This is a genomic window from Streptomyces scabiei 87.22, assembly GCF_000091305.1.
Classification (GTDB): domain Bacteria; phylum Actinomycetota; class Actinomycetes; order Streptomycetales; family Streptomycetaceae; genus Streptomyces; species Streptomyces scabiei.
Window position 1 is genome coordinate 4039956 of sequence record NC_013929.1, and the last position, 21782, is coordinate 4061737.

General features: G+C 72.8%; 14 protein-coding genes and 1 riboswitch. Of the genes, 6 read left to right on the top strand and 8 right to left on the bottom strand.

Going from position 1 to position 21782, the window contains the following annotated elements; genetic code table 11:
* Positions 1-2: 2 nt before the first annotated feature.
* The 5 genes from sucC to SCAB_RS16990 all read right to left on the bottom strand — a co-directional run bounded on the left by sucC (position 3) and on the right by SCAB_RS16990 (position 8119).
* Positions 3-1181 (bottom strand): ADP-forming succinate--CoA ligase subunit beta, encoded by a 1179-nt coding sequence (sucC, locus tag SCAB_RS16970; RefSeq protein WP_013001321.1) that lies wholly within the window; start codon positions 1179-1181, stop codon positions 3-5.
* A 648-nt stretch (positions 1182-1829) separates the two neighbouring features.
* Complete coding sequence (locus SCAB_RS47330) at positions 1830-2918, bottom strand: hypothetical protein (protein WP_158512240.1); 1089 nt, start codon at positions 2916-2918, stop codon at positions 1830-1832.
* Between the two features lie 242 nt (positions 2919-3160).
* Positions 3161-4399 (bottom strand): vWA domain-containing protein, encoded by a 1239-nt coding sequence (locus SCAB_RS16980; protein WP_231885053.1) that lies wholly within the window; start codon positions 4397-4399, stop codon positions 3161-3163.
* A gap of 163 nt (positions 4400-4562) precedes the next feature.
* Positions 4563-6968 carry a DUF5682 family protein gene (locus tag SCAB_RS16985; protein ID WP_013001324.1) on the bottom strand — a complete coding sequence of 802 codons (2406 nt, stop codon included), beginning with the start codon at positions 6966-6968 and terminating at the stop codon, positions 4563-4565.
* A complete protein-coding gene (locus SCAB_RS16990) occupies positions 6965-8119 on the bottom strand; it encodes an ATP-binding protein (protein WP_173402886.1) in 1155 nt (384 codons plus the stop codon). The genes SCAB_RS16985 and SCAB_RS16990 overlap by 4 nt, the downstream gene beginning before the upstream one ends.
* Positions 8120-8252: 133 nt before the next feature.
* On the opposite strand from SCAB_RS16990, the gene SCAB_RS16995 reads away from it, so the two are divergent.
* Entirely contained in the window at positions 8253-9632 is a 1380-nt protein-coding gene (locus tag SCAB_RS16995; RefSeq protein WP_037727178.1) for an SWIM zinc finger family protein, read from the top strand.
* A gap of 58 nt (positions 9633-9690) precedes the next feature.
* On the top strand, positions 9691-11328 hold the full coding sequence (locus SCAB_RS17000; RefSeq protein WP_013001327.1) for a DUF5691 domain-containing protein: 1638 nt from the start codon (positions 9691-9693) through the stop codon (positions 11326-11328).
* Between the two features lie 139 nt (positions 11329-11467).
* Here the strand turns inward: SCAB_RS17000 and SCAB_RS17005 are convergent, their stop codons facing one another.
* Entirely contained in the window at positions 11468-11884 is a 417-nt protein-coding gene (locus SCAB_RS17005; protein WP_041669313.1) for a cobalamin B12-binding domain-containing protein, read from the bottom strand.
* Between the two features lie 645 nt (positions 11885-12529).
* On the opposite strand from SCAB_RS17005, the gene SCAB_RS17010 reads away from it, so the two are divergent.
* The gene (locus SCAB_RS17010) at positions 12530-13390 is read left to right on the top strand and encodes an esterase/lipase family protein (protein ID WP_013001329.1); all 861 of its coding nucleotides are present in this window, start codon (positions 12530-12532) and stop codon (positions 13388-13390) included.
* A 400-nt stretch (positions 13391-13790) separates the two neighbouring features.
* A complete protein-coding gene (locus SCAB_RS17015) occupies positions 13791-15371 on the top strand; it encodes a M23 family metallopeptidase (protein WP_013001330.1) in 1581 nt (526 codons plus the stop codon).
* 142 nt (positions 15372-15513) lie between these two features.
* Here the strand turns inward: SCAB_RS17015 and pcrA are convergent, their stop codons facing one another.
* Complete coding sequence (gene pcrA, locus SCAB_RS17020; RefSeq protein ID WP_013001331.1) at positions 15514-18024, bottom strand: DNA helicase PcrA; 2511 nt, start codon at positions 18022-18024, stop codon at positions 15514-15516.
* Positions 18025-18287: 263 nt separating this feature from the next.
* Positions 18288-18460: riboswitch (cyclic di-AMP (ydaO/yuaA leader) on the top strand.
* Between the two features lie 9 nt (positions 18461-18469).
* Between pcrA and SCAB_RS17025 the strand changes: the two genes are divergently transcribed.
* The gene (locus tag SCAB_RS17025; RefSeq protein ID WP_013001332.1) at positions 18470-19726 is read left to right on the top strand and encodes a C40 family peptidase; all 1257 of its coding nucleotides are present in this window, start codon (positions 18470-18472) and stop codon (positions 19724-19726) included.
* A 28-nt stretch (positions 19727-19754) separates the two neighbouring features.
* Here the strand turns inward: SCAB_RS17025 and SCAB_RS17030 are convergent, their stop codons facing one another.
* On the bottom strand, positions 19755-20108 hold the full coding sequence (locus tag SCAB_RS17030) for a hypothetical protein (RefSeq protein ID WP_013001333.1): 354 nt from the start codon (positions 20106-20108) through the stop codon (positions 19755-19757).
* Positions 20109-20609: 501 nt separating this feature from the next.
* Between SCAB_RS17030 and SCAB_RS17035 the strand changes: the two genes are divergently transcribed.
* Positions 20610-21689, top strand: coding sequence for a C40 family peptidase (locus SCAB_RS17035; protein WP_013001334.1), 1080 nt, complete (start codon positions 20610-20612; stop codon positions 21687-21689).
* Positions 21690-21782: the final 93 nt, after the last annotated feature.

The following is a 21782-nucleotide window of genomic DNA, read 5'->3' on the forward strand; positions in this document are numbered from 1 at the left end:
CCTTACTTCGCGGCCGCGAGCTCGGCGGCCTTGTCGGCCGCGCCGTCCATGGTGTCCACGCGCTGGACCAGCGGGTGGTTGGCGTCGGAGAGGATCTTGCGACCCAGCTCGGCGTTGTTGCCGTCCAGACGGACGACGAGGGGCTTGGTGACTTCCTCGCCCTTGTCCTTGAGCAGCTGCAGGGCCTGGACGATGCCGTTGGCGACCTCGTCACAGGCGGTGATGCCACCGAAGACGTTGACGAACACGGACTTGACGTCCGGGTCGCCCAGGATGATCTCCAGGCCGTTCGCCATGACGGCGGCGGAGGCGCCACCGCCGATGTCGAGGAAGTTGGCGGGCTTGACGCCACCGTGGTTCTCACCGGCGTACGCGACGACGTCCAGGGTGCTCATGACGAGACCCGCGCCGTTGCCGATGATGCCGACCTCACCGTCGAGCTTGACGTAGTTGAGGTTCTTCTCCTTGGCCGCGGCCTCGAGGGGGTTCGCGGCCGCGTGGTCGACGAGCTCCTCGTGGTCGGGGTGGCGGAAGTCCGCGTTCTCGTCCAGGGAGACCTTGCCGTCGAGGGCGATGACGTCGCCGGAGGCGACCTTCGCCAGCGGGTTGACCTCGACGAGGAGGGCGTCCTCCTCGATGAAGGTCTTCCACAGCGTCACCAGGACGTTGACGACCTTGTCGGCGACCTCGGCCGGGAAGTTCGCGGCCTCGACGATCTCGCGGGCCTTCTCGGGGGTCACACCCTCGTTGGCGTCGATCGGCGTCTTGGCGACGGCCTCGGGGCGGGTGGCCGCCACCTCCTCGATCTCCATGCCGCCCTCGACGGAGGCGATGGAGAGGAAGGTGCGGTTGGTGCGGTCGAGGAGGTACGAGACGTAGTACTCCTCGACGATCTCCGGAGCCGTCTCGGCGATCATCACCTTGTGGACCGTGTGGCCCTTGATGTCCATGCCGAGGATGTTGGTCGCGTGCTCGACCGCCTCGTCGGCGGTCGCCGCGAGCTTCACGCCGCCGGCCTTGCCGCGGCCACCGACCTTCACCTGGGCCTTGACCACGGACTTGCCACCCAGACGCTCGGTGGCTGCGCGAGCCGCCTCAGGCGTGTCGATGACTTCACCGGCCAGCACCGGTACATCGTGCTTGGCGAAGAGGTCCCTCGCCTGGTACTCGAACAGGTCCACGCGCGTCCGTCCCTATCAGTGAGCTAGCGGTTCGTTGGATGCGTGGGCGTGCCGCGAAGGGCAACGTGACGTCCGCCGTGAGTCACAAGGGAGGCGCACACGGTGTCCGAGCGCGCGGCATGTCCGTCTCGCAGGTTATCGCTGCTTCCGGGAGGCCCCTAAATCGCGGGTCACACCTGAGCGGTGATACCTGTCACATGATGCCGCGCTCACTGGCACCCCGTGCCGCGTATGCGGGACCTCACCGGACGGGGGTACGTCCGGTGAGGTCCCTACGAGGCCCTTCGCTCGTGTCGAAGGGCCCCCGGCGGTTGATCTCCTCCCCGATCGGAGACCGTCCGCCACCGTCCCCGACTCCCGCCCGGACCAAGCCGACGGCTTTCGGCCGTCCGGGTGCGAGCCGTGGGTCGGCTGTCTGTGACCGCCCCGAAGCCGGTGCTACGGGGCGGGGGCGGGGCGGGGGCGTCCGGGCCGGAGCCGGTGCCGCGCCGCGGAGGCGTCGGCCGCGACCGGTGCCCTCGTTCCGTCAAGCGGTTCCGGTGGCAGAGGGTGTCGTCCGGGCCTCCGGGACTCGTGGAGCCGGGGCTCGGCGAGAGGGAGGGACGACAGTCCTGCGCAGGGTAGGACCGGCGCCAGCCGGGACCGGTGTCAGCCGGGGAACTCGGGGACGTCCCGGTGCCGGTCCCGGACGCCGTCCGGGGCATCGGTCACGGGAGCGCCGGGCACGACGCTCAGCGGCGCCCGGTCGAGCGACGCGAGGGTCGACGCCTCCACGTGCCGGGGCCCGCCGCTGTCGACGCCAGAGCGTCCGCCGAGGACACCGGTCACCGGACCGCCGGGACTCCGCTGCGCGGACACCCGCACGACGGAAGCATCACCGGTGCCGACTCCGGCACCGGAACCGGCGTCACGGGGAGGAGCCGACACCACCGCCGCGCCGCCGACCACGGCCTTCGGCCCGGACGCGACGGAGTGGGCAACGGGAGCCCGTTCGCCAGCGCTCCCGCCGTCATCGTCGACGGCCGGTCCGCGACTGCCGGCCACCACCCGGTCCGGCTCCCGCGGCGTCACCGCCGCAGGCGGAGCCTCCGCGGGCATCGTCGTCCGCCCGGACGGCTCCGGAAGCCCCGGCACCTCGGGCAGCGACGGCATGCCGCCCACCGGGGGAAGCTGCCGCACCACCCCGGCCGTCCCGCCGGCGACCGTCTCGACGAGGTCACCCGCCGGCACCGGCACGCTCGCGGTGACGGGCCGTAACACGGGAGGGACGACCGGCGGTACGACCTGCTCGGTCACCGGCTTCAGTCCCGGACCGGTCACCCGCCGGGTGACGTCATCGACGAGCGGACGGGTGGTCCGGGCGATCAGGGTGGCCTGTCGAGGGGCCCGCACGGCCGGCAGACCGGGCCGCTCGGTGCCGGGAACGGTCCGCTCGGTCTTGGGAGATATTCGCTCGGTCCCGGGAGCGCCCCGCTCGTGCACCCGCGGTGCAGCCGACTCGGCGACCGGCCTGACGACGCGATCAGTGGCGGCAGGAGTGACGGCGGCCGACAGGGAGGACAGGGAGGACACGGCCGACGTCCCCTCGTCCGCCGCGCTCGCCCGCGCGCCGCACAGGACGCCCAGCGCGAACAGCCCGCCCACCAGCAGCCCCACCCGCACCGCACGACGACCGGCGGCCCCGCGCGTCACGCGCAGGACGGCACCGGCACCGGGGAGCGGGGCTGCTGCGGTCAAGACGGGGAGGACCCTCCCGTGCGGCGGAACGGCGGAGTACGGGGTGAAAGCGCATGAGATGCGAACGCCCGTGTGAAGGCTGTGAAGCGCCGCCGATCCTCGCACGGGACTCCCGCCGTCGCGCAAGCCCCCTGTCACCGACGCAGGGCCATGTCCGCTTTTCAACCTCTCTTGTCCGGTTACCGACTACCGCGTCGGTCGCGGCCCGCCGTCTCCGTCCGGTCGCCCGTCCGCGGTCCCCCTCACGCACGGTCCGGGATCGGCAGCGGCCGCTTCTCGATCGCCGCCGCCATCACCTCCGGGAACAGGTCGGGTGTGCAGGCGAACGCGGGTGCCCCGAGCGCCGCGAGGGACGCCGCGTGGTCGCGGTCGTAGGCCGGCGCTCCCTCGTCGGAGAGGGCGAGCAGGGTCACGAACTGCACCCCCGACGCCTTCATCGCCGCCACCCGCTTCAGCATCTCGTCGCGTATCCCGCCCTCGTAGAGGTCGCTGATGAGCACGACCACGGTGTCCGCGGGCCGGGTGATCCGCGACTGGCAGTACGCCAGTGCCCTGTTGATGTCCGTGCCACCGCCGAGCTGGGTGCCGAACAGGACGTCGACCGGATCGTCGAGCTGGTCGGTGAGGTCGACGACCGCCGTGTCGAAGACGACGAGCCGGGTGCTGAGGGACCGCATGGAGGCCAGCACCGCCCCGAACACCGACGCGTAGACGACCGAGGCCGCCATCGACCCGGACTGGTCGATGCAGAGGACGACCTCCTTCTTCACCGACCGCGAGGCCCGCCCGTAGCCGATGAGCCGCTCGGGCACGACCGTCCGGTGCTCCGGCAGGTAGTTCTTGAGGTTGGCCGCGATCGTGCGGTTCCAGTCGATGTCCCGGTGACGCGGCCGGTTGACGCGGGCACTGCGGTCGAGGGCGCCGGTGAGCGTGGCCCGGGTCCGGGTCGCGAGCCGCTTCTCCAGGTCCTCGACGACCTTCCGTACGACGGCCCGCGCGGTCTCCCTGGTCGTCTCGGGCATGGCCTTGTTGAGGGAGAGCAGGGTGCCGACGAGGTGGACGTCCGCCTCCACCGCCTCCAGCATCTCCGGCTCCAGCAGCAGCGCGGACAGACCCAGCCGTTCGATGGCGTCCCGCTGCATGACCTGGACGACCGAGGAGGGGAAGTACGTCCGGATGTCCCCCAGCCACCGCGCCACGGACGGCGCCGACGCCCCGAGCCCCGCCGAACGGTTCTGCCCCGCGCGCGACTTGTCCCCCTTCCCGTACAGCGCGGCCAGCGCCTGGTCCATCGCCGCGTCCCGCCCGCCGAGCGCGTGCCCGGTGCCGTCCGCCGCCTCCCCGCCGAGCACGAGCCGCCAGCGCCGCAGCCGTTCGTCGGCCGCGTCCACCGATGCCTGGTCGTCCGGCCTTGCTTCCGCCCGGTTCTCCGTCTGTTCCTCCGCCCGTGCCTCCGCCGGTGTCCGCGCCCCGGTCGTCATCCGCGCGCCCCCGCCCCGGGCCGGGCCCAGAGCGGCATCACCGTCACGGTCGCCGGGCGCCTGCCCGGACGTGCTCCGGGTCCCCGCCCGTTCCCGTCTCCGGTGTCCCTCGCGCCGTCCGCCGTGCCGTCGCCCCGCCCGGGCTCGCGCAGTCGTTCTGTCGTCATCCCGCCACCCCCACCAGGTCGTCATCCGTGTTCGCCCGGCCGTCGTCGTCACCGTCGAGCCCGAGCAGCAGCCGCAGCACCGGCAGCACCGCGTCCGCCCGGCCGCTGTCGAGGTCGTCGGCGAAGCCGGGTGTGCCGCCGCCGGCCGCCGCGCTCGCCCGCCGCCCCGGCCCGCGCCGCACCCGCTCGCCGAGCGTGCGGCGCACCCCCGGCTCGTACGCCGAGAACGTCCGCCGCAGCAACGGCAGTACGTCCGTGAACGCGTCCGCCGGAACCCCGGTGAGCCAGGCGTCCACCAGGGCGAGGAGCCGTTCGTCGTGCACGAGCAGCATTCCGCCGCCGGAGCCGCCGCCGACGAAGCCCTCGATCCACGCCGCCGCGTCCGCCGGGGCCGTCCCCGGAGACAGCACCAGCCCCATGAGCCGCGCCGCCTCGTCCTGCGCCAACTCTCCGTCGTCCAGCAGCAGTCGTACGGCGCGTCCGCGGATCGCACCCGGCACCGTGTCCCGTCCGGAGAGGACGCGGAGCACCGCGTGCCAGCGGCCCCGTATCCCGGTCGCGCTCGTGTTTGCGTCGTCCGCCACGCGGTCCGCCGCGGCTTCGCCGAGCAGGCCCACCGCCCCGTGCACGGCGTCGACATGACGGCGCATCTCCTGTGCCGCCTCGGTGTCGAGCGCGGCGCACGCGGGCGGCAGACCGACGAAGACCCGCTCGGCGAGCCCGGCGGCGACCTCGGCCAGCGCCCGGGTGTCGGTGGCGCGGACGTCGCCGTAACGCAGGGAGCGGACGAGGGCCGGGAGCGCCTGGGCGAGCCGGCCGACGTCGGCGTCGAGGGCGGCGCGGTCGGCGAGCACGCGCATCACGACGGGCAGTGCGTCGGGGAGTCGGGCGAGGAGACAGCGCTCGGCGAGGCCGGTGATGTCGGCGAGCGACCCGGCCGCGACGGCGTCCGCCTCGGCCTTGGCGGTCGTCGCCGCGAGCACGGTGGTCCCCCAGACTCCGGCCTCGGCGACGCGCACGGACAGCTCGGGCTCCCAGCGCAGCCGCCAGGTCTCCCGGAACGTGCCCGTACTGCCGCGCGAGGCCGTCGGCTCACCCCACTCGACGCCGAGCAGCCGCAGCCGGTGCAGCAGACGGCTGCGCTCGGCGTCGTTCTCCTTGCGAAGGTCGAGCTCCACCTCCCGCTCCAGCGCCTCCGGCTTGAGCCGCAGCCCGCGCTGGAGCCGGGTGAGGTCCCGCTGCAACGGCACCGCCGGCGCCGTGTCGGGCACCTCCCCGAGGACGTCGCCGACCACCAGCCGGTCCGCCACCAGCGACAGCGGTACGTCCGATCCGTCGCACATCACCGCCCGTACGGCGTCGGTGGTCTCCGTGAGGCCCGGCAGCGGGCGGCCGCGCATCGCGGCGAGCGTCTCGGCCAGCCGTACCGCCTCGATCACGTGCGCGGAGGACACGATCCGGTCCTCGGCGCGCAGCAGCCCCGCCACCCTGGTGAGCCATCGCTCCACGGGGCGGTCGGGTGCTGCGAACAGATGCCCGTACCAGCCGGGGGAGTCGATTCCCGCCCCGTAGCCGCCGGCGCGGGCCAGTCGCCGGTTCGTCCACGGCACCCAGGTCATGTCGGCCTTGACCCTGGGCAGCGCCTTCAAGGACGCCCGGTCGGCGGCCACGGTCCGCTTCTCCCGCAGCGCGGGCACGTGCCAGGCACCGCACACCACGGCCACCCCGTCGTCCCCGAACTCCTTCCGCGCGGCGCGCAGTTGCAGGCGCATGTACGCCTCACGCACCGGATCACGGTCGCGCCCCGCGCTGCCGTACACCTCCCGCAGCGCCCCCATGGCCTCCTCCAGCACGGCGAACGGGGCGAACACGTCCCCGCCCGTCCCCCGGTGCTCGACGACGTCCTCCCACCAGCGCTCGGCGTCGTCGTACCCGGCGGCTTCGGCGAGTGCGGCGAGCGGATCCCCCCGGAGAGCCTCGGCCGGCTCGGCGGGCGGCCCGTCCGGCTCGGCGGCCTCCGGTTCCCCTCTCTCCCAGGCCAGCGTGTGTGCGGCCGGCAGGTCGATGAAGCGGGCCGGGACCCCGTGGGCCAGCGCCCAGCGCAGGGCGACCCACTCCGGGGAGAACTCGGCGAAGGGCCAGAAGGAGGAGCGGCCCGGCTCGTCGACGGCGTGGGCGAGGAGCGCGACCGGGGGCCGCATGTCCTCGTCGGCGGCGAGCGGAACGAGCGCATCCGCCTCCGGCGGCCCCTCGATCAGCACGACCTCGGGCCGAGCCGCCTCCAGCGCCGCCCGCACGGCCCGTGCCGACCCCGGCCCGTGATGCCGCACGCCGAGCAACAGCGGCCCGGCCCCCCGCACCCCGCCCGCTCCCCGGGCCGTCACGTCCCCCTGTCCCGTCACGCGCTCACCTCGCGGCACGCGCGGTAGAAGTCGGTCCAGCCGTCGCGCTCGCGGACGACCGCCTCCAGGTACTCCTGCCAGACGACGCGGTCGGCGGCCGGGTCACGGACGACGGCGCCGAGGATACCGGCGGCCACGTCGGAGGCGCGCAGGACGCCGTCGCCGAAGTGGGCGGCGAGGGCGAGGCCGCCGGTGACGACGGAGATCGCCTCGGCGGTGGACAGCGTGCCGCTGGGCGACTTCAGCTTCGTCCGGCCGTCCGTCGTGATGCCGGCGCGCAGCTCGCGGAAGACCGTGACGACGCGGCGGATCTCGTCGACGCCGTCGGGCACGGCCGGCAGGTCCAGGGAGCGGCCGATCTGGTCGACGCGGCGCGAGACGATGTCGACCTCGGCGTCGGCGCTCTCCGGCAGCGGCAGCACCACGGTGTTGAAACGGCGGCGCAGCGCGCTCGACAGGTCGTTCACCCCGCGGTCGCGGTCGTTGGCCGTGGCGATGAGGTTGAAACCCCGGACGGCCTGCACCTCCTGCCCCAGCTCCGGTATCGGCAGCGTCTTCTCGGAAAGGATCGTGATCAGCGTGTCCTGGACGTCGGCCGGGATGCGGGTCAGCTCCTCGACGCGGGCCGTCATCCCCTCCGCCATGGCCCGCATGACGGGGCTGGGCACGAGGGCGTCGCGGCTCGGGCCGTGGGCGAGCAGCTGCGCGTAGTTCCAGCCGTACCGGATCGCCTCCTCCGGGGTGCCGGCCGTGCCCTGCACGAGCAGCGTGGAGTCGCCGCTGACGGCCGCCGCCAGGTGTTCGGAAACCCAGGTCTTGGCCGTACCGGGCACGCCGAGCAGGAGCAGGGCGCGGTCGGTGGCGAGCGTGGTGACCGCGACCTCGACGATGCGGCGGGGCCCGACGTACTTCGGTGTGATCACCGTGCCGTCGGGGAGCGTCCCGCCGAGCAGATAGGTGGCGACGGCCCACGGTGAGAGCTTCCAGCGGGCCGGCCGGGGCCGGTCGTCGTGGGCGGCCAGCGCGGTCAGTTCCTCGGCGAAGGCGTGCTCGGCGTGCGCCCGCAGCACCTCACCGCCCGTGCGCGTGTTCGCGGGCGCGGACTGGTTGCGGCTCGGGTCGACAGTGGTCGTTCCAACGGACGCAGGCATGGCTGAGTCCCCCTCCAGCTCGGCCGGTTCGGATCTGCTGACCACACTGCACCACGCCACTGACAATCCAGTCTGACCTGCGGAAATTGGATCGCGCAAGCCAATTGTCAGTGGTGGGATCTACCTTCGGAACATGACTCAGCAGGGGGTGCGCTGGACGGCTGAGCAGGTGCTGGCATTGGCACCTGACGCAGCGTCGCGCAAAGCCGGAAGCAAACTCGCCGCGGCAGGGCCGTGGTCGGGTACTGGCAGTTCGGACGAGGGGACGGTGTGGGGACTGTGCAAAGGAAGTGGCAGCAAGCCGTATCAGACGATCATCGACGTGGCGGACTCCGCGGGGCCCGCGTACAAGTGCGGTTGTCCGAGCAGGAAGTTCCCGTGCAAGCATGCGCTGGGGCTGCTCCTGCTCTGGGCGGGCGACGCCGCCGCGGTCCCGTCCGGACAGGCGCCGGACTGGGCGCAGCAGTGGCTGTCCGGCCGCCGTACGCGCGCAGCGGCGAGGACGACGAGGACGGGCGCGGCATCTGGGGCCACGTCCGCTGACCCCGAGGCGGCGCGCCGCCGAGCCGAGCGGCGCGCCGACCGCGTCACCGCGGGCGCGACGGAACTCGAACAGCGACTGACCGACCTGTTCCGCGGCGGCCTGGCCGCCGCGGAACAGGCGGGGTACGGGCTGTGGGAGGAGACGGCGGCCCGCATGGTCGACGCCCAGGCTCCGGGACTGGCGGCACGCGTCCGGGAGTTGGGGGCCATACCGGGCTCCGGCCCCGGCTGGCCGGCCCGTCTGCTGGAGGAGTGCGCCCTGCTGCATCTTCTCGACCAGGGCTGGCTGCGCCGCGATGCTCTGCCGAAGGGTCTCGCGGCCACGGTCGGCTCCCGGATCGGTCTGACCGGCTCGCCGGACGGCCCACCGGTCCACGACCGCTGGCTCGCCCTCGCGCAGTACGACACGTCCGACGCCCACTCCTCCCTGACCACCCGTCGCATCTGGTTGCACGGCCTCGGGTCGGGCCGTACGGCGCTGCTGCTCTCCTACGGGGCCGCCGGCCGCGCGCCCGAGCTGTCGCTGCCGGTCGGGCTGGCCTTCGAGGCCGAGGTGTCGGCGTACCCGGGTACGGGTCAGCTGCGGGCGGCCCTGGGCGAGCGCTTCACCGCGCCCGAACCCTCCGCCGCACGCCCCCCGGGGATCACTCCGTCCGAGGCGGCGGCCCGTTACGGCGCGGCCCTGCGGGACGATCCCTGGCTGGACTCCTTCCCGGTCACCCTCGGTCGTGTGGTCCCCGTCCCGGACGGCGACTGCTGGCAACTGGCCGACGCCGACGGCGATCTCGCCCTCCCGCTCACCTCCTCCGCCCGCTCCCGCCCCGGTCTGTGGCGTCTGCTGTCCCTCTCCGGCGGGCTGCCCGTGACGGTCTTCGGCGAGTGCGGGCACCACGGCTTCACCCCGCTGACGGCGTGGGCGGAGGCCGAGGGCGCGCACGGGGCGGCCGGACAGGCGGTGACGCTGTGCTGAGCGAAGACGGGAGCGGCGGGTTCGGAAGCAGTGGTTCGCGGCGGACGGAAGGAACCTCATGAGCAGCGCGTCAGACGCCTCGGCGCGGCCCACCTGGGAGGAGCTGGTCACGACCGCCCTGCTCGGGACGGACCGTCGTACGCCGGCCGGGCCCGCGACGGGGCGCGCCGCGCCCGTGGCGTTCCTGGACGCGGCGGCCGTGGAGACCGTACGGCGCCGGGCGGGGATACGGCCGGTGCGGGCGGCGGCGGGGCCGGCGCCGGTGGCCCCGGACGAGCGGCCGCCGCTGCCGCCCGCCGCGGCGCGAAGGCTGGCCACGCTGCTGGCCGACCGGCCCGGCACCGGTGGCGGACGCCGGGGCGCAGCGCCCGACCTGATGGAACTGCTGCCCCAGTGGCTGGCGTCGGCCAACGCGCATGGCTACGCGGCGCCGCCGCAGTCCCTGCCCGCGCTGCTGGACGCGGCACGCGGCCGTACCGATCTGCGTCCCGCCGTCCTCGCCTTCGCGGGCGGGCGGGCGTTGTGGCTGGCCCGGCTGAACAAGGAGTGGCGTTTCGCGCTGCGCGCCGCACCCGGCGGTGGTGCGGCCCTGCCCGGCGCGGACGAGCCCGAGCGGGTCCGGCGCCTGTGGCAGGAGGGCCTGTTCGCGGAGCGCGTCGCCCTGCTCACGGCGATACGGGCCGAGGACGCCGCCTCGGCGCGCGCGCTGCTGTCGGGCACGTGGTCGACGGAGCGGGCGGAGGACCGGCTCCTGTTCCTCGACACGTTGCGCACGGGGCTGGAAGCGGCCGACGAGCCCTTCCTGGAGACCGCGTTGGCCGACCGCAGCCGTAATGTGCGGGCCACGGCGGCGGAGTTGCTGTCCGCCCTGCCCGACTCCGCGCTCGCGGGGCGGATGGCGAGACGGGCGACCGCGTGTGTGTCCGTCGACCGCACGGGCGGCACGACGGCGACCGCCGGAACCACCGTGCTCGCGGTCGAGGCCCCGCACGAGTGCGACCCCGGCATGGAACGGGACGGCGTGGTGGCCAAGGCTCCGGCCGGGCGAGGTGAACGGTCGTGGTGGCTGGGTCAGTTGGTGGAGGCGACACCGCTCGCGGCATGGTCACGGCGGTTCGGGGGGCGGACACCGGCGGAGATCGTGGCACTGCCGGTCGCGGACGGCTGGCAGGCCGAGGTGCACGGGGCGTGGTGCCGGGCGGCGGTGCGGCAGCGGGATCCCGCGTGGTCGCGGGCGTTGCTGGGATCACCCTCCACACCGGAGGCCGGCGGGCCGGGGGCGTTGTCGCTGGCCGAGCGGGCGAAGCTGCTGGCGACGCTGGGAAGCGGGGAACGGGCCGAGTGGGTGGCGGGCTTCATCGCCACGCACGGCCTGTCGGAGGCGTTCCAGTTGCTCGGGGTGTGCGCGGTGCCGTGGGCTCCCCCGCTGGGGCGCGCAGTGGTGGATGCCCTCAACATCGCACGGGACGCGGGGAGTTACCCATGGAGCTTCAGTGGTGTGATGGGGCTGGCCGAGCGGTGCCTGGACCCCGCGGAGGCGGTGCGGCTCCAGCCGCTCACCGCGACGCCGGAGGACGCGGAGGGCGCCGCGCCGGGAGCGGGCGGGTACTGGGCGGAGGCGTTCCAGCGGCTGGCGACGACGTTGCGGCTGCGGGCGGCGATGCGGGAGGAACTGGCGGGGACGGACGGTGTGTGAGGGCCGGCTCGGCCTTACTTCTCGGCGGCGCGGGCACCCGCGCGGGCACCCACCCGCGCCCGGTCCTCGGCCTGTGCCTCCCTACCTCCCCGTCCTGCGCCTCAGCCTCCCTACGCCCCCGTCCTCTCCCTACGTCCCCCTACGCCCCCTTCGGCTGCCGCGCGTTCGCCCGTACCCACTCCACGATCGACGCCGTCGTCGCCCCGGGCGTGAAGATCTCGGCGACTCCCTTGTCCTTGAGGGGCGCGATGTCCGCCTCGGGGATGATGCCGCCGCCGAAGACGAGGATGTCCTCGGCGTCGCGTTCCTTCAGCAGTTCGATGACGGCCGCGAAGAGCGTGTTGTGGGCGCCGGAGAGGATGGAGAGGCCGATCGCGTCGGCGTCCTCCTGGATCGCGGTGCCGACGATCTGTTCGGGAGTCTGGTGGAGGCCGGTGTAGATGACCTCCATGCCAGCGTCGCGCAGCGCCCGCGCGATCACCTTGGCTCCCCGGTCGTGGCCGTCGAGCCCCGGCTTGGCGACGACCACGCGGATCGGACCGGCTGCCACACTCATCACTGCCTCCATGAAACGACTGCACCAACCCGTAACAGAACACGGTCACCCATGTCGCGCGAACCGCGCAGAACCGTTCACATCACGGCATCGGTTTCATAAGACACCTATCCGCACCGCACTCCCCGGAAGTGAACGAACGCTTCTCCAGCATCCCGTAACCGGCAGTTTCGCGGTCCTGGGCGAGGGGGAAATCACTCGGTGGGACACGTTCGCCGCGCACTGCTCCCGGTTTCCGCGGCTCACGCGTCGCGGGGACCGAGGTGATCACGGAGGTGATCGCGGCATCCGGGCTGCGCCCGGGCCGCACGCCACAGGCTCCCGCGGCGTGCGCGCCACGGGGTAGCGTGCGCACAAGAAGAGTCGTCGGAAGGACGCCGTACCGCCCCACTGCCGCGAAGAGTCACGGTGACGGGACGGACCGGCACCGGCAGACGGCGGAGGACAGGGCAGCGGGGGTCAGGAGCGCCGAACCCCGCCGCGTGATCGGCGCCTCAGGCATCGCACACGCACCACACGTCACGCGCGCCACACGCATCGCGTCACGCAGCCCCGCACCCCGCCATCCGCCGCTCCCGTCCGCGACCCTTCACTAGGGCACACGGGGGGACACAGACGTCCGCCCGTCTGCCGACGGGAGGTCGCATGAAGGTCACCAGGGCGGTCACGCCCCTTCTTCCGCTCTGCGAGCGACTGCTGCCCACGAGCCTCGCGGGCCTCTCCGTGGCGCTGCTCAAGGCGACCGCCCTGGAACTGGCGATCCTGGCCGGTCACCTGCTGCTCTATCCGTCCGGAGTGACCCAGGAGCGCCGGACAGCCCCCGAGATCCCCGCGGCGGACACCCCCAGGCTCCCCACCGAGGAAAAGCCCCCGGTCGTCCTGCTGCACGGGTTCATCGACAACCGCTCGGTCTTCGTCCTGCTGCGCCGCGCCCTCGCCCAGCACGGCGGCCGGCACCTCGAATCGCTCAACTACTCCCCCCTCACCCGCGACATCCGCACCGCCGCCGAACTCCTCGGCCGGCACATCGAGGACGTCTGCGAGCGCACGGGCCAGGACCGGGTGGACATCGTCGGGCACAGCCTCGGCGGACTGATAGCGCGGTACTACGTGCAGCGGCTCGGCGGCGACCTCCGCGTCCGTACGCTCGTCACGCTCGGCACCCCGCACGGCGGGACCCTGGCCGTGCCGCTGGCGGACGCGCACCCCATCGTCCGCCAGATGCGGCCCGGTTCGGCGGTGCTGGAGGAACTGCGGGAGCCCGCTCCCGGCTGCCGTACGCAGTTCGTGGCGTTCTGGAGCGATCTGGACCATGTGATGGTCCCGCTGGAGACCGCCGGTATCGACCACCCCGACCTGATGGCACGGAACATCCGGGTCACCGGCATCGGGCACCTCGCACTGCCCGTGCACCCCGCCGTCGTCGGCGAGATACGGCAGGCGCTGGACGATCCGTCGACCGGCGCCCGCAGCACCGCCCGCCCGGGTGGCCTGACCGTCGCGTGAGCCCGCTGCCGCCGACGGCGGCATGGTGACGCTCGCCACACGGCGGCAGAACAGGGAGGTAAGGCGTCAAACCCGGCGCACATCCACGCGCCCCCACCACGCGCCCGACCCGCGCCACTCCTTCCGGCAGCGAGAACGCGCCCCACCTCCGGCCCGCCGTCACCCCGCGAAACGTCTCGACCCCGGCGGCACGGGCGTCCCGTCACCCCCACGCGACGACCGACTATCGAACAACTCTCGAACGCAAGGCCAAGGTCGTCCCCACTGGCCGCCGAAAGACGCTCGAATGCCCGTTTCCTGCGCGCACGAAACCCGTTGAAGATTGTCGCGCCCGCATACCGCCGGGTACAGTCGCCGCACTGCTCTGCCAGCCCCTGTCGTCGAGGCGAAAGAGAAGTTGGTGAACGATCGTCATTCGTCGGGGACCGCAACACCCCCGGCTCCGGCTTCCGAAGCCGACCCGGCGCACTACGCGTCGTACGGCCACCAGGAAGCCGGCTATGGCGACTTCACCACGTACGGCGATGTCCCCGCCACCGGTTTCGACTCCGGCAACGGCGCCCCTGCGACCGCCACCGGCACCTTCGCGGTCGACCCTCTCTTCGGGGACATGCCCGGCCATGACACCGGCACCGGCTCCTACGACGCCTCGCAGTGGGCGACGGGCAACCACCAGACGCTGAACTACGACCCGTACGCCGCGCAGCACCACGCCGCGTACGACACGGGCAGTTACGAAACGACGTCCTGGTCGGCCGGTTACGACCACCTCTCCCAGGTCCCGACCCAGCCGTCGGGCCCCGACGCGAGCGGCCAGTGGGACGCGAGCGGCTGGCTGCAGGCCGAAGCGTCCGACGAGACGGGCCTGACGGGACACTCGGACCAGACCCAGCAGTGGGTCGGCGCCCAGCACTTCGACACGGGCGCGTTCGACGCCACGCAGTGGAACAGCGACGGCACCCCGGCCGGCGACGAGCACGAGGACGCCGCCGCGGAGTCGTACGAGGCCCACGAGCACCCGCAGACCGTGGTGGTGGACCTCTCGGCCGAGGCGGACTTCCACCAGCAGGCGACCGCGACCTTCGAGCAGATCGCCCCGTACGACCAGGACGAACACCCCTCCGAGGACGACGAGTTCGAGAGCGACGAAGCGAACCGCGTCGCACTCCTCGACGGCGAGGAGGAGGTCGCCCCGGCGGAGACCAGGAGCACCGGCCCCGGCAGGGCGGCCACACGCGCGGCCTCCCGGTCGCGCCGCAAGGCTCCGGCCAAACGTTCCGCCCTGCTCACCGTGGCCGTTCCCTCGGCCTGTGTCATGGGGGTCGCGGGGATCGCCGCGGCCTCCGTCGGAGCCACGTCGGACGACACGGAGACGACGGCGTCGGTCAAGTCGGACGTCACCGCCGTGAAGCCGTCCACCGCCAACAACCAGCTCGACACCCAGCTGGAGAGCCTCTCCGCCGAGGCCGACGACTTCGCCGACCGGGCGAGCCGGACGCAGGAGCGCATCGACCTCAAGGCGCAGCAGGAGCTGGAGCAGAAGAAGGCGGCGGCCGACGCGGCCCGCAAGGAGCGGCTGCGGCCGAAGTTCGCGCTCCCGGTCTCCCAGCACGGACTGAGCGCGTACTACGGGCAGTCCGGCGTCAACTGGATGTCCCTGCACACCGGCATAGACTTCCCGGTCTCGTACGGCACCCCGGTGATGGCGGCGACCGACGGCACCGTGCGCACCCAGTGGAACTCCGCCTACGGCAACATGGTCATCGTCACCGCCAAGGACGGCACCGAGACCTGGTACTGCCACCTCTCCACGTACAAGGTCGCCTCCGGTACGACCGTGAAGGCCGGCGACACCATCGCCTACTCCGGCAACTCGGGCAACTCGACCGGCCCGCACCTGCACTTCGAGGTCCACCCGGCGGGCGGCTCCGCCATCGACCCCCTGCCGTGGCTCCGCAGCCACGGGCTGGACCCGACCTGACGGACCCCGTGGCGGCCACCGCCCGTCACGGACAACGGGAACGAAGACCGGGCGGATCGAAGACCCCGGCCGAACGAAGAACGGGCCCCTGCCGACGCAGGGGCCCGACGTGTGTCATGGGGCGGCGGACCCGCGTCCTCCGCTACAGCTTCTCCACCGGCGCGTACCGCAGCAGCAGCCGCTTCGGCTTGGCATCGCCGAAGTCGATCGTCGCCTCCGCGTTCGCCCCCGAGCCCCCGACGCCGACGACCGTGCCGAGGCCGAACTGGTCGTGGGTGACGCGGTCGCCCACGGCGAGCGAGACCACCGGCTTCTCGTTGCCGCGGCGCGTCGCGAAGCCGGACGCCCCCGAGGCCGAGGAACGGGACCGGGACGAGGACAGCGAGGACGCGACCCCGGAGGCCGGTCCGGAGGACACCGGTGTGGAGGCACCCGTGCGCTTCCACTCCAGATGGGTCGCCGGGATCTCCTCCAGGAAGCGGGACGGCGGGTTGTACGACGGCTGGCCCCAGGCGCTGCGGAGCGAGGAACGGGTGAGGTAGAGCCGTTCCCGCGCGCGGGTGATCCCGACGTACGCGAGGCGGCGCTCCTCCTCCAGTTCCTTGGTCTGGCCGAGGGCACGCATGTGCGGGAAGACGCCGTCCTCCATGCCGGTGAGGAAGACGACCGGGAACTCCAGGCCCTTGGCGGTGTGGAGGGTCATGAGCGTGATGACGCCCGAGCCGTCCTCCTCCTCGTCCGGGATCTGGTCCGAGTCGGCCACCAGCGCCACCCGCTCCAGGAAGGCGGGGAGCCCGGCGGGGTTCGCGGCCGCCTCCTCGCCCTCGGCTTCCGCGGCCCCGGACTCCTGCTCGAACTCCAGGGCGACGGCGGCGAGTTCCTGGAGGTTCTCGATGCGGGTCTCGTCCTGGGGGTCGGTGGACGCCTGCAACTCGGCCAGGTAGCCGGTCCGTTCGAGGACCGCCTCCAGGATGGTCGCGGGTCCGGCGCCGGACTCGACGACCGTGCACAGGTCGTCCATCAGCGTGTTGAACCGCTTGACCGCGTTGGTCGACCGGGCCGCCATGCCGTAGGCCTCGTCGACCCGCTTGAGCGCCTGCGGGAAGCTGATCTTCTCGCGCTGCGACAGGGCGTCGACCATCGCCTCCGCGCGGTCGCCGATGCCGCGCTTGGGCACGTTGAGGATGCGGCGCAGCGGGACGGAGTCCTCCGGGTTGGCGAGGACACGCAGATACGCGAGGACGTCGCGGACCTCCTTGCGCTCGTAGAAGCGGACGCCGCCGACGACCTTGTAGGGCAGGCCGACGCGGATGAACACCTCTTCGAAGACACGGGACTGGGCGTTCGTCCGGTAGAAGACCGCGACGTCGCCGGCCTTGGCGTCGCCCGCGTCCGTCAGCCGGTCTATCTCGTCGGCGACGAACTGGGCCTCGTCGTGCTCGGTGTCGGCGACATAGCCGGTGATCTGCGCGCCCGCGCCCGCGTTGGTCCACAGGTTCTTCGGGCGGCGGGACTCGTTGCGCTCGATGACCGCGTTGGCCGCGCTCAGGATGGTCTGGGTGGAGCGGTAGTTCTGCTCCAGCAGGATCGTCGTCGCGTCCGGGTAGTCCTCCTCGAACTGGAGGATGTTGCGGATGGTCGCGCCGCGGAAGGCGTAGATCGACTGGTCGGCGTCACCCACCACGCAGAGCTCGGCGGGCGGTACGTCCCACTCGTCGGGCGGTACGTCCACGGGATGCTCGGAGGTGCCGACCAGCTCCCTGACCAGGGCGTACTGCGCGTGGTTGGTGTCCTGGTACTCGTCGACGAGGACATGCCGGAAACGGCGGCGGTAGTGCTCGGCGACGTCCGGGAAGGCGCGCAGCAGATTGACCGTCGTCATGATCAGGTCGTCGAAGTCGAGCGCGTTCGCCTCGCGGAGGCGGGACTGGTAGAGCGCGTACGCCTGGGCGAGGGTCTTCTCGAAGCCGTCGGTGGCCTGGGCGGCGAAGTCCTCCTCGTCGATCAGCTCGTTCTTCAGGTTCGAGATCTTGGCGCTGAAGGACTTGGGCGGGAAACGCTTCGGGTCGAGGTCCAGATCGCGGCAGACGAGCGCCATCAGGCGCTTGCTGTCGGCGGCGTCGTAGATCGAGAAGGAGGACGTGAAGCCGAGCTTCTTGGACTCGCGCCGCAGGATCCGGACGCACGCGCTGTGGAAGGTCATGACCCACATCGCGTTCGCGCGCGGGCCGACGAGCTGCTCGACGCGCTCCTTCATCTCGCCGGCGGCCTTGTTGGTGAAGGTGATCGCGAGGATCTGCCCCGGGTGGACCCGTCGCTCGCCGAGCAGGTGGGCGATGCGGTGGGTGAGCACCCGGGTCTTGCCGGAGCCGGCGCCGGCGACGATGAGCAGGGGCGAGCCCGCGTGGACCACGGCCGCGCGCTGGTTGTCGTTCAGCCCGTCCAGGAGCGCCGCCGCGTCGATCGCGGGGCGGGGGGCGCCGTCGCGGTAGTACGCGTCCCGGTCCGGAGGCACGTCGAACTTCCCGCCGAACAGATCGTCCGGAAGCGGCTCCGGTACGTGATCGTCCTCGGGCGGCGGCGGGGGCTCCTCCGCGTGGCCGCGGGGGGCCTGGAGGTCCGCCAGGAAGCTGTCGTCAAAGAGGCTGCTCATCGCTCTCCGAGTCTAGGCGCCCGCACTGACAGCGGGAGGCCGCCCCGGGAAGTCCGCGTCCGCCGCGCACCCGCCCCACGGCGCCACGTACCGCGACCGCGGTGCGACGGTGAGCGATCGAGCGTACCGCCTGCCACACAGAAGAGGCTAAGGTCACGAAAACGTATCGGGCATATCGACCATCAACCTTCACACGGACCACACGAGTTGGCTAACTTTTTCTTCTGGGCCGTACGACCCAACCGGCGAACGTCGCCGGGCCGCACGACCCTCCGCCGAGTCCGGTGCGCCCATCGGGGCAGCCGGAGCCGGGGACCCACCGTTCTCCGGGGTGAATCGGCCCGACCGCCGCACGCGGCAAGGGCCGTAGGGCAAACCTTCCGAAGCATGCGCCCGAACCCGACAGCTAACTCGGTAGGCGGACCATGGAAGGAGACGCCGAACCATGGCGCCGCACCGCAAGCCGCGTCCGGCCGGAACGCGCGCGGGCATTCGCACCCCCGCTCTCGCCACCGCAGCCCTCACCTCCGTGGCGCTGCTGTCCCAGACGGCCGCGGCCACGGCCACGACCGCACCCTCCGCCGACGACAAGCCGAGCCTGGAGGAAGTCGAGAAGAAGGTCGGCGACCTCTACCGCCGGGCCGGTGCGACGACCGAGATCTACAACACGGCCAAGGAGAGGACGCCCAGGCCGAAGAGGCAGGTCGAGACGCTCCTCGAAGCCGTCACCAAGCGCCAGGAGAAGCTCAACGAGACGCGGAAGGAACCTGGTTCCCCCGCCGCGGCCCAGGACCGCACGGGCGCGTCGGCCCCCGATCAGGCGTCGCCGCTGCCGGCGGACGACCTGCGGGCCCACGTCGACCAGGACCGGCCGACGGACCGGCCGACGGACCCGTTGACGGGCCGCCAGAAGGAAGCCGCCGACGCGTACGCGAGCAACCCGGCCGAGGCCGCGGAGCAGCGCCGGGAGGCGAGCGACGGCCTCGACCGGCTCACCGAGACACAGAACACCCTCAAGGCCCGCAAGGCCACGGCCCGGGCGAAGCTCGCCCGGGCCCGCGAACTGCTGTCCACCCTCACCGCCGAGGAGAGGACCCGGCTCGGCGCGATCGAGCAGCGCGAGCGGGAGGAGGTCGACCGCGAGGCGGAGGAACTCGCACGGCAGCAGGCGGCCCAGACGGCGCCTCAGGGGTCCCGGGAAGCCCAGGGCCCCCAGGACGGCCAGGACTCCCCGGCGGGCCAGGCAGGATCGGGGAGAACCCCGGAGGACGCCTCGACCGGCACGGGCACGCCCACCGACACCATCCCGGGGACCACCGCCCCGGCCGAGGACACCGCGTACGCCACGAAGGCCGCCAAGGCCATCGCCCTCGCCCGCGCGCAGATCGGCAAGCCGTACGTCTGGGGCGCCACCGGCCCCGGGTCCTACGACCCCTCCGGCCTCACCCAGGCCGCCTGGAAGGCCGCCGGCGTCGACCTCCCCCGCACCACCCACGGCCAGGCCGCCGCCGGCACCACGGTCCCCCTCGCCGACGCCAGGCCCGGCGACCTCGTCCTCTTCTACGACAACGTCGGCCACGTCGGCCTCTACATCGGCAACAGCATGATGATCCACGCCCCGAAGCCGGGCACGTACGTCCGCGAGGAGTCGGTCTTCCACGACGGCGAGTCCTCGGTCCACAGCGTGGTGCGGCCGGCGTAGCCGCGCGGTCGCCGGGAGGAGCGGACCGTCAGGTCCAGAGCACCGCGATGAACACGTTCGCGACGGTCAGCGCGCCCACCAGGCCGAACAGTGGCTTCGCCACCTTCTCCTCGTCCCGCTTCACATAGACCAGCCCGAGGATCACGATCAGCAGGGCGAGCTTGACGCCGATCTTGATGTTGTTCACGGGCTGGTCGTCGGCCTGGTTGAGGCCGACGAGGAGTACGCCGGTGACGAGCATGGTGAGGGCGCCGTGGAGCATGGCGGGCACGAAGCGGGCGGTGCCCTGGCCCATGGCCTTCATCTGGGTGAGGAAGCCGCCCAGGAGCGAGGCGATGCCGATGATGTGGAGCGCGATGACGATGTGGATGAGTACGTCCATGCGCGGAGCCTAATGAGGAGCCCTCGGCCGCCCGGGCGCGGGGGCCGCGCCGGGGGCCTGCGGGGCTTGCGGGGCCGACGGGGGCCTGCGGGGCCGCCCGGAGACGGGGCGCCGACCTTGCATATATGCGTCGCATAGCACCGCAGCGCCGCCGAGTGGTCCGAAATGACCGGATCGGTCATCGCTCAGCGTGAAGGCGGCGGCGCCCGGGTGGGATCACGGTCACATACGGTCACCTCACGGTCGGTGCACGCCACTTCCGTACAACGCGTTACCGGCCCCTCACGCCCAGGTTTAGCGTCCTCCCTCAGGTGACCGGCTCCCCACCGCCGCCCGGCCAGGGGCGGCAGTCGGACACCACCGCCGAGAAGGTCCGGCGGCGTCCCGCTCCCCCTGTGCGGGCCGCCGCCGGACGTGCCACCGCTCCCCCCAGGCGGTCCGTACGGGCAGACGCTGTCCGTACCGCGGACGGCGGTCGTACGGAGAGGACGTGGACTCCACGTGGCAGCGCACCGCAAGCCCAGACAGCGCTCACTCGGCGGCCATACGGTCCGCACGGCCGCGACCTTCGCCCTCGCGGGCGCGGCGACGGCGACCGGTTTCGACGGCACCGGACACGCCGACCCGCAGCTCACGCCCGAACAGGTCAGGGCCAAAGTGAACAAGCTGTTCCTCGAAGCCGAGGTCGCCACCGAGAAGTACAACGGCGCGAAGGAGAAGGCCGACAAGGCCCAGGAGAACCTCGAGGAGCTGCGCGACCAGGCCGCCCGCCGCACCGAACGGCTCAACTCGGCACGGGACCAGCTGGGTTCACTGGCGGCGGCGCAGTACCGGCGCGGGGGCATGGACCCGTCGTGGCAGCTCGCGCTCTCCGCCGACCCGGACCAGTACCTTGACGGTGCCGCCCTCGCCGAGCGGGTCGGCACCCGGCAGTCGGCGGATGTCGCCAGCGTCCGGAGGCAACTGCTGGAGATCGAACGGCTGCGCGGCGCCGCCCGGGTGGAACTGGGCACGCTCAAGACCCGCCAGACCGAGCTGAAGCGGCACAAGAAGACCGTCACCTCGAAGCTGTCCGACGCACGGCGGCTGCTCGGCCGGCTCACCACGGAGGACCGGGCACGGTTCGCCACCTCGGGCGGCACCTCGGGGCACGCCTCCCGCTCCTCCCTCTCGCCCCGGCGCGACCTCACCGGTCCGGTCTCCCCGGCCTCCGCCACCGCCGACGCCCCCGACTCCCGCGCCGCCGCGGCCGTCTCCTACGCCTTCTCCAAACTCGGAAGCCCCTACGTCTGGGGCGCCACCGGCCCGAACGCCTTCGACTGCTCCGGTCTCACCCTGGCGGCCTACCGCGCCGCGGGCATCTCCCTCCCCCGCACCACCTACTCCCAGATCAACGCCGGCCGCCGTGTCTCCCGTTCCGAGCTCCGCCCGGGCGACCTCGTCTTCTACTACTCCGGCATCAGCCATGTCGGCATCTACATCGGCAACGGCCAGATGATCCACGCGCCCAACCCCTCGGCCCCGGTACGCGTGGCCCCGCTCGACGAGATGCCGTTCGCGGGAGCCACGCGGGTGACCTGACCCTGACCGGGCACCGCCGGTGAGGGCACTCCCGGCAGGACGCCTCTGCGGCCAGGACGCATCCGGTCGGCAGGAGGCGGGGCAGACGGGGAC

Coding starts and splice junctions, on each gene's coding strand:
- SCAB_RS17025 (WP_013001332.1), top strand. CDS start 18,470: ATGGCGCCGCACCGCAAGCCGCGTCCGGCCGGAACGCGCGCGGGCATT.
- SCAB_RS16990 (WP_173402886.1), bottom strand. CDS start 8,119: ATGCCTGCGTCCGTTGGAACGACCACTGTCGACCCGAGCCGCAACCAG.
- SCAB_RS17030 (WP_013001333.1), bottom strand. CDS start 20,108: ATGGACGTACTCATCCACATCGTCATCGCGCTCCACATCATCGGCATC.
- SCAB_RS16995 (WP_037727178.1), top strand. CDS start 8,253: ATGACTCAGCAGGGGGTGCGCTGGACGGCTGAGCAGGTGCTGGCATTG.
- SCAB_RS17000 (WP_013001327.1), top strand. CDS start 9,691: ATGAGCAGCGCGTCAGACGCCTCGGCGCGGCCCACCTGGGAGGAGCTG.
- SCAB_RS17005 (WP_041669313.1), bottom strand. CDS start 11,884: ATGAGTGTGGCAGCCGGTCCGATCCGCGTGGTCGTCGCCAAGCCGGGG.
- pcrA (WP_013001331.1), bottom strand. CDS start 18,024: ATGAGCAGCCTCTTTGACGACAGCTTCCTGGCGGACCTCCAGGCCCCC.
- SCAB_RS17010 (WP_013001329.1), top strand. CDS start 12,530: ATGAAGGTCACCAGGGCGGTCACGCCCCTTCTTCCGCTCTGCGAGCGA.
- SCAB_RS16980 (WP_231885053.1), bottom strand. CDS start 4,399: ATGACGACCGGGGCGCGGACACCGGCGGAGGCACGGGCGGAGGAACAG.